This is a genomic window from Cytobacillus citreus, assembly GCF_018343665.1.
Taxonomy (GTDB): domain Bacteria; phylum Bacillota; class Bacilli; order Bacillales; family Cytobacillaceae; genus Cytobacillus; species Cytobacillus citreus.
The window spans coordinates 1-6,761 of record NZ_JAGYPM010000001.1; the positions used below are offsets into that span (position 1 = coordinate 1).

The window sequence follows — 6,761 nt, forward strand, 5'->3', positions numbered from 1 at the left end:
GGTGGGATACTACCCTGGCTGTATTGAAATTCTAACCCGCACCCCTGATCGGGGTGGGAGACAGTGTCAGGTGGGCAGTTTGACTGGGGCGGTCGCCTCCTAAAAAGTAACGGAGGCGCCCAAAGGTTCCCTCAGAATGGTTGGAAATCATTCGAAGAGTGTAAAGGCATAAGGGAGCTTGACTGCGAGACCTACAAGTCGAGCAGGGACGAAAGTCGGGCTTAGTGATCCGGTGGTTCCGCATGGAAGGGCCATCGCTCAACGGATAAAAGCTACCCCGGGGATAACAGGCTTATCTCCCCCAAGAGTCCACATCGACGGGGAGGTTTGGCACCTCGATGTCGGCTCATCGCATCCTGGGGCTGTAGTCGGTCCCAAGGGTTGGGCTGTTCGCCCATTAAAGCGGTACGCGAGCTGGGTTCAGAACGTCGTGAGACAGTTCGGTCCCTATCCGTCGTGGGCGCAGGAAATTTGAGAGGAGCTGTCCTTAGTACGAGAGGACCGGGATGGACGCACCGCTGGTGTACCAGTTGTTCTGCCAAGAGCATCGCTGGGTAGCTATGTGCGGAAGGGATAAGTGCTGAAAGCATCTAAGCATGAAGCCCCCCTCGAGATGAGATTTCCCATAGCGTCAAGCTAGTAAGACCCCTGAAAGATGATCAGGTTGATAGGTTTGAGGTGGAAGCGTGGTGACACGTGGAGCTGACAAATACTAATCGGTCGAGGACTTAACCAAATTAGGTTACTCGAATTCTTCTTCTACATTATCTAGTTTTGAGAGAATAAAAAAATTCTCTTGAAAAAATTCAAAAAGACGATATAATAAATATTGTCTTTAAAAAATAGTCTGGTGGCGATAGCGAGAAGGTCACACCCGTTCCCATCCCGAACACGGAAGTTAAGCTTCTCAGCGCCAATGGTAGTTTGGGGATGTCCCCATGTGAGAGTAGGACGTCGCCAGGCCTATGGATTATTCCGCAGTAGCTCAGTGGTAGAGCATTCGGCTGTTAACCGAACGGTCGTAGGTTCGAATCCTACCTGCGGAGCCATAAGGAGAGCTGTCCGAGTGGCCGAAGGAGCACGATTGGAAATCGTGTAGGCGGTTTATAGCTGTCTCAAGGGTTCAAATCCCTTGCTCTCCGCCATTTACATATTGGCCCGTTGGTCAAGCGGTTAAGACACCGCCCTTTCACGGCGGTAACACGGGTTCGAATCCCGTACGGGTCACCATATTTGGAGGATTAGCTCAGCTGGGAGAGCATCTGCCTTACAAGCAGAGGGTCGGCGGTTCGATCCCGTCATCCTCCACCATACTCACATTCATGAGCATGAAAAATAATATTATCGCGGGGTGGAGCAGTTCGGTAGCTCGTCGGGCTCATAACCCGAAGGTCGCAGGTTCAAATCCTGTCCCCGCAATATGGTCCGGTAGTTCAGTTGGTTAGAATGCCTGCCTGTCACGCAGGAGGTCGCGGGTTCGAGTCCCGTCCGGACCGCCATTACTTTAATATACATAGTGGCTCAGTAGCTCAGTCGGTAGAGCAAAGGACTGAAAATCCTTGTGTCGGCGGTTCGATTCCGTCCTGAGCCACCATTTTAAAACAATGCCGGCCTAGCTCAATTGGTAGAGCAACTGACTTGTAATCAGTAGGTTGGGGGTTCAAGTCCTCTGGCCGGCACCAGATTTCTTGCTTCTTTGATTAATCATCAATGGAAATCTGCAGAGGAATTCCGAAGGAATTTCGAGCATAACTTACAAACGGTGGGGTAGCGAAGTGGCTAAACGCGGCGGACTGTAAATCCGCTCCCTGTGGGTTCGGCGGTTCGAATCCGTCCCCCACCACCATTTTATAGGGGTATAGTTTAAAGGTAGAACAGAGGTCTCCAAAACCTCCAGTGTGGGTTCGATTCCTACTACCCCTGCCATTAATTATGGCGGTTGTGGCGAAGTGGTTAACGCATCGGATTGTGGTTCCGACATTCGTGGGTTCGATTCCCATCAGCCGCCCCATAATATTACATGGGATAATAAAATTATGGCGATTGTGGCGAAGTGGTTAACGCATCGGATTGTGGTTCCGACATTCGTGGGTTCGATTCCCATCAGTCGCCCCATAATTTTTTATAGTGGAACAAATATCCAATAATTTGATATAATGTATAATACAATTAAATTGATTATTATCAATGGGCTATAGCCAAGCGGTAAGGCATCGCACTTTGACTGCGACATGCGTTGGTTCGAATCCAGCTAGCCCAGCCATTTGCGGAAGTAGTTCAGTGGTAGAACACCACCTTGCCAAGGTGGGGGTCGCGGGTTCGAATCCCGTCTTCCGCTCCATTTTATTTTAAGGCGGCATAGCCAAGTGGTAAGGCATAGGTCTGCAAAACCTTGATCACCGGTTCAAATCCGGTTGCCGCCTCCAATTTAAAACTAATTTTTTGATTTAATATACGCCGGGGTGGCGGAACTGGCAGACGCACAGGACTTAAAATCCTGCGGTAGGTGACTACCGTACCGGTTCGATTCCGGTCCTCGGCACTTTCAAAATATTAATATGCCGGTGTGGCGGAATTGGCAGACGCGCACGACTCAAAATCGTGTTCCGTGAGGAGTATCGGTTCGACCCCGATCACCGGTATTAATTTCAAGGCGAGAATCCTTGATACTAAAGACTTTCAACGTTCATGTTGAAGGTCTTTTTTATTTGTCCTCGTACGATTAAATTCGCAAGAATCTTATGTGATAAATCTTATGAGGTGATGAAATGGGAAGACGAAGAGGAGAACTTTCATTAGAAGAAAAAATTTTAACAAGAATTCAAATTACTGATGAAGAAGCTTTTGAAAAATTCGAGAGAGAATGTCATTTAAAGAATTTAAGACCAGCCACTATTCAATACTACAGAAGTGAATTATCATCCATCCAAAAAACAATGATTGAACTGAATTTAAACAAACAAATGGTTGAACTAACAAATAATGATGTAGAACAGATTATTTTACACCTAAAAGAGCAAATAAAAACAGTTAGTATCAATACTCGTTTAAGAGCACTGAAATCATTCTTCAATTTTTTAGACAAAAAAAATTTTATTCCTAAAAATCCAATTTTCGATATTAAGCAGCTTAGGGATCGCCAGCGAGCAATTGAAACATTAGATGATAAAGAAATTGAAAAAATTGCTGCAACTATTAGAAGCCAAAATACTTTTGTTGGAGTAAGAGACATTACTATCTTTATATTAATGCTGGATACAGGTATCCGTCTTTCTGAATTAGTTGGAATTAAAGTAAATGATATAAGAGGAAGCGAACTAATTGTAAGAGAGACAAAGAATTTGACCGAGCGAACAGTTTACTTGAGTAAAAAGACATTGCAACAATTAAATGTTTATTTGAGACTCCGAGGGATATTAGACACTGAGTATCTATTTGTAAATGTCGATGATGAGCAATTTAAAGGGAGAGGAATACAGAACAGATTTGAGAAGTATAGAAAATTGGCAAATATAAAGAAGCAATTCAGTCCTCACATCTTGAGACACACATATGCTAAACGTTCTATATTAAAAGGCATTGACGCCTTCTCTTTGGCTGCTCTTTTAGGTCACAGCGATTTAACTGTAACTAAAAGATATGTAAGACTTTGGGGAAGTGATTTAGAAGCAAAAGCTAAGCAATTTAGCACAATAAACAAATTGAACCTTTAATTTTACGAACGTGTGTTTGCTATTTGTAATAAATAAAAGAGGGGTGGATTCGCGGTCCAAAACCCCTCAATACCAACACAGAAGATTGACCTGTGCTTAAAAAATATTAGCATGTCTTCTTTTGTTATGTCAAAAGGAGAAGAAAAATGAATTTGAATTTAATGTTAATTTTAAGTGGCAAAGGTTTTGTAATGTACAACAAGGAACTTGCTCACAAAGTGTCAGCCAATGGAGCAATCATTTTTGGACAATTATGTTCAAGCTATGAAAGTTTTGGAAGCAAAGGAATGTTAACTGTTCGTGATGGAAAAGAATATTTCTTCCTAACAATTGAGACTTTAGAAGAAGAAACAGCCCTTTCTTACAAACAGCAGATGAAAGCCGTCAAAGATTTAGAAGAAGCTGGTTACATTGAAACCAGAAACATGGGAGTACCGCAAAAAAGACATTTCCATATTACAGATAAAATTATTAAAGAGCTACTTTCCAGTTCTGACAAAAGGGAAGAACTGAATATACCATCAAATATTGTCCCATCTCCCTCAAGCGGTGCTCCCAATCTTGACCAAAGGGAAAGATTAGTCTTGCTAAAAGGTAACGACAATAATTGCCAAAAGGTGTCGAATATTAAAAAGAAAAATAAAAAAGAACAAGATAAAGATAATAATAATAATTTGGTTAACAAGGAAATGGTTAACAATGATAAAATAATTCATAAATTAACCAATGAATATCGATTAAAAGGATTACCTAAAGAATTATGTATACGAGTTGTTAATGAAGTCTTAGCAACAAAATCAGTTGAGAACTTTGGAGCATATCTGCGTACTTGTCTAGAAAACACGTTATACAAAAGAAATTTGAAACGAGGAGAAATAGACTTTTCAGAAAGATTTCAATCTGGAACAGTTCCATTTTATGAATGGCTAACTGTTGATGACAAAGATGAGGACGAGTTACCGTTTTAGTCATTAATCAGGATAGCTCTCAAAAGCTCCAGTTTGTCCTATATTGCACAGAAAAAGAGAGATAATATATTTTATTTGTCTCTCTTAAAATGCCCTTATGGGCTTATATAAATAATATTTTTGAGAGGGGAATTGTATATGAGCAACGATAAATTTATTGTAAATGAAATAGTTAAAATTAACCGACAAATGGTAATAGGAATTCATGAACAGTACGCTAAAATTGATTCAGTTTTTGGCCGAAGGATTGCTGCTATAGAAGGAAAGGTAGATGCTATTGAGAAAAATCTCGAAGTATTAGGGAAAGAACTTAGGGAGCAATATTATTCTTTTGGCCGAAAGCTAGATCTTATAGAGCTACAATTAGTAAAACAAAATAAACAAGAGTGATTATATTGTAGCCCTCAGAAGCTCCAGATGAACCCAAATTGAATTATAAATATCTTTTAATATAAAATTAAATATAACGATATAAAAATTCAAGCTAGGATAATCTAAGGAGTAGGGATAAATATGGCTAATCAATGGGATAGAAGATCAGTTGTACTTTACAAAAAAACTGATAAGAGTGAGGAACAAATTGGATTGTTTAGAAGTATGAAGGAAGCTATAGAATGGGCTAATTCAAATAAAATTATGAGTATAGGATGGGCTAGAAAAAGCTTAGCAACTAATGCTTATCCTACACCGAAACTCACTTCTAAGAAATTTCCTTATATAACCCAGTATCGATTTGAGTATGCACCGAAGAAAGGGTATCCAGAGGAATTGTATACTATCCCATTAAGAGATACTAATTATGGTCATTCTGAAAGCTACGATTCGAGTAACCACGCCGGAATCCCTTGCGAGCTTTATAAAAATAATCTGAAGTTAGGAACTTTTAGTTCAGTTGGAGAGGCCACAGTATTTTTAGAAGAAAGAATTGGCGGAGCTTTGGGGTCAGGGCTTTATTCACTTCTTAAGGGATGGGTTCCTTCAGAATCAAGCCAGTTATATGGATATTCAATGAAGCGTTTAGACAACCTGAAGTTTTAGAATCAAATTGAATGATCGGGCATCTTAATGCTCGATTTTTTATTTATAAAATCAATATTTTATTCCAGAACAAAAAGGGACCCATCAAGGTCTCAAACATTCTTGTTCAACAAAAGCACCTGTTAGCTTAAGTACATTTCTTTACAAACTTGTTAATCTAAGTGAGATGTACTATTACCAAATCTTATAACTTGTAAATCCTTTAAATAATCTAAGCAATGAATACCTGTATTATTGGTATTAAACCATATATTATTTTCGTACGGTAACTGAACAAAACTCTCTAAAATTTTTGTTATCATTCCACCGTGTGTTATTACCGCAATTCTATTATATGCCTTACTATTTTCCTTAATAAATGAAAGAACTGTTTCCCCACGCAACCTAAATTCAAGATTACTTTCTGATTCCTGTTGTTCTCTTAAATTATCTATATATTTAACTGGACAACCAATTATATTCGATAAAACCTCGGTAGTCTCAATAGCCCTTTTTAATGTACTACTCCATATAAAATTTGGCGGAAACTCTTTTAAAACTCGTTCTGACATTTTCTCTACTTGAATACGCCCAGTTGGTGTTAATGGTAAATCCTTATTCCCATCATAATTTTCGTCTAATAAATCATCTTCCGACTCTCCGTGACGAATCAACAAAATCTGCATCTTTTCACACTCCTTGTTATATTCTTCTAAATAACAATTCTATAAAGGAATATGGTTTTCCTATTAATGCTCTAATAATATTTTTGAATTAACCTGCACCGTTAGTGACATAAGGATTTTTAAACAACATTATTATTTTTTAATGACTTTATTGTAAATTAAACAACTTTATTATCTCTGTACAGTAGCGTCAGGAAAATGCGGATTTACAACCTTAAGGAAGTTTCAATATTAAAAAACCTAATTTCTCAGCATTAAATGAGAAATTAGGTTTTTTAATTAATAGAAAAAGACTTATAAGTATTTATCACTAATCACTTTCATATGGTGTAACTCGTGCCCGACAATGCCATATGCAAGGGTACCTACCGAAACTG

At 39.2% G+C, this 6,761-nt stretch carries 5 protein-coding genes, 17 tRNA genes and 2 rRNA genes; 23 read left to right on the forward strand and 1 reads right to left on the reverse strand.

The annotated features are described in order from the left end of the window. The 23 genes from KHA94_RS00005 to KHA94_RS00115 form a co-directional block, all read left to right on the forward strand. Window positions 1–736: ribosomal RNA gene (locus tag KHA94_RS00005) — 23S ribosomal RNA — on the forward strand; the annotation flags it as partial. 110 nt (window positions 737–846) lie between these two features. After that, window positions 847–963 (forward strand): 5S ribosomal RNA (rrf, locus tag KHA94_RS00010). Window positions 964–974: 11 nt separating this feature from the next. Then, a tRNA-Asn gene (locus KHA94_RS00015) sits at window positions 975–1,049 on the forward strand. A gap of 3 nt (window positions 1,050–1,052) precedes the next feature. After that, window positions 1,053–1,145, forward strand: a tRNA-Ser gene (locus KHA94_RS00020). 10 nt (window positions 1,146–1,155) lie between these two features. Beyond that, a tRNA-Glu gene (locus KHA94_RS00025) sits at window positions 1,156–1,230 on the forward strand. A gap of 5 nt (window positions 1,231–1,235) precedes the next feature. Further along, window positions 1,236–1,311, forward strand: a tRNA-Val gene (locus KHA94_RS00030). A 34-nt stretch (window positions 1,312–1,345) separates the two neighbouring features. After that, window positions 1,346–1,419: transfer RNA gene (locus KHA94_RS00035), tRNA-Met, on the forward strand. A 3-nt stretch (window positions 1,420–1,422) separates the two neighbouring features. Next, a tRNA-Asp gene (locus tag KHA94_RS00040) sits at window positions 1,423–1,499 on the forward strand. A gap of 19 nt (window positions 1,500–1,518) precedes the next feature. Next, window positions 1,519–1,594 (forward strand) — tRNA-Phe (locus KHA94_RS00045). A gap of 12 nt (window positions 1,595–1,606) precedes the next feature. Next, a tRNA-Thr gene (locus tag KHA94_RS00050) sits at window positions 1,607–1,682 on the forward strand. A gap of 79 nt (window positions 1,683–1,761) precedes the next feature. Beyond that, window positions 1,762–1,846 (forward strand) — tRNA-Tyr (locus KHA94_RS00055). 6 nt (window positions 1,847–1,852) lie between these two features. Further along, window positions 1,853–1,926: transfer RNA gene (locus KHA94_RS00060), tRNA-Trp, on the forward strand. 9 nt (window positions 1,927–1,935) lie between these two features. Then, a tRNA-His gene (locus tag KHA94_RS00065) sits at window positions 1,936–2,011 on the forward strand. Between the two features lie 28 nt (window positions 2,012–2,039). Further along, window positions 2,040–2,115, forward strand: a tRNA-His gene (locus KHA94_RS00070). A 73-nt stretch (window positions 2,116–2,188) separates the two neighbouring features. Then, window positions 2,189–2,263 (forward strand) — tRNA-Gln (locus KHA94_RS00075). Window positions 2,264–2,266: 3 nt separating this feature from the next. Next, window positions 2,267–2,341: transfer RNA gene (locus KHA94_RS00080), tRNA-Gly, on the forward strand. 11 nt (window positions 2,342–2,352) lie between these two features. Then, window positions 2,353–2,426: transfer RNA gene (locus KHA94_RS00085), tRNA-Cys, on the forward strand. A gap of 30 nt (window positions 2,427–2,456) precedes the next feature. Next, window positions 2,457–2,542 (forward strand) — tRNA-Leu (locus tag KHA94_RS00090). A gap of 18 nt (window positions 2,543–2,560) precedes the next feature. Next, a tRNA-Leu gene (locus KHA94_RS00095) sits at window positions 2,561–2,642 on the forward strand. Window positions 2,643–2,768: 126 nt separating this feature from the next. Beyond that, on the forward strand, window positions 2,769–3,713 hold the full coding sequence (locus tag KHA94_RS00100; RefSeq protein WP_213100151.1) for a tyrosine-type recombinase/integrase: 945 nt from the start codon (window positions 2,769–2,771) through the stop codon (window positions 3,711–3,713). Window positions 3,714–3,859: 146 nt separating this feature from the next. Continuing rightward, a complete protein-coding gene (locus KHA94_RS00105; RefSeq protein WP_249365243.1) occupies window positions 3,860–4,681 on the forward strand; it encodes a hypothetical protein in 822 nt (273 codons plus the stop codon). Window positions 4,682–4,819: 138 nt separating this feature from the next. Then, on the forward strand, window positions 4,820–5,071 hold the full coding sequence (locus KHA94_RS00110) for a hypothetical protein (protein WP_213100152.1): 252 nt from the start codon (window positions 4,820–4,822) through the stop codon (window positions 5,069–5,071). A 123-nt stretch (window positions 5,072–5,194) separates the two neighbouring features. After that, a complete protein-coding gene (locus KHA94_RS00115) occupies window positions 5,195–5,719 on the forward strand; it encodes a hypothetical protein (protein WP_213100153.1) in 525 nt (174 codons plus the stop codon). A 152-nt stretch (window positions 5,720–5,871) separates the two neighbouring features. On the opposite strand, the gene KHA94_RS00120 is transcribed toward KHA94_RS00115, so the two are convergent. Then, window positions 5,872–6,384, reverse strand: a complete 513-nt coding sequence (locus KHA94_RS00120) for a phosphoglycerate mutase family protein (protein ID WP_213100154.1) — start codon at window positions 6,382–6,384, stop codon at window positions 5,872–5,874. Between the last annotated feature and the right edge of the window lie 377 nt (window positions 6,385–6,761).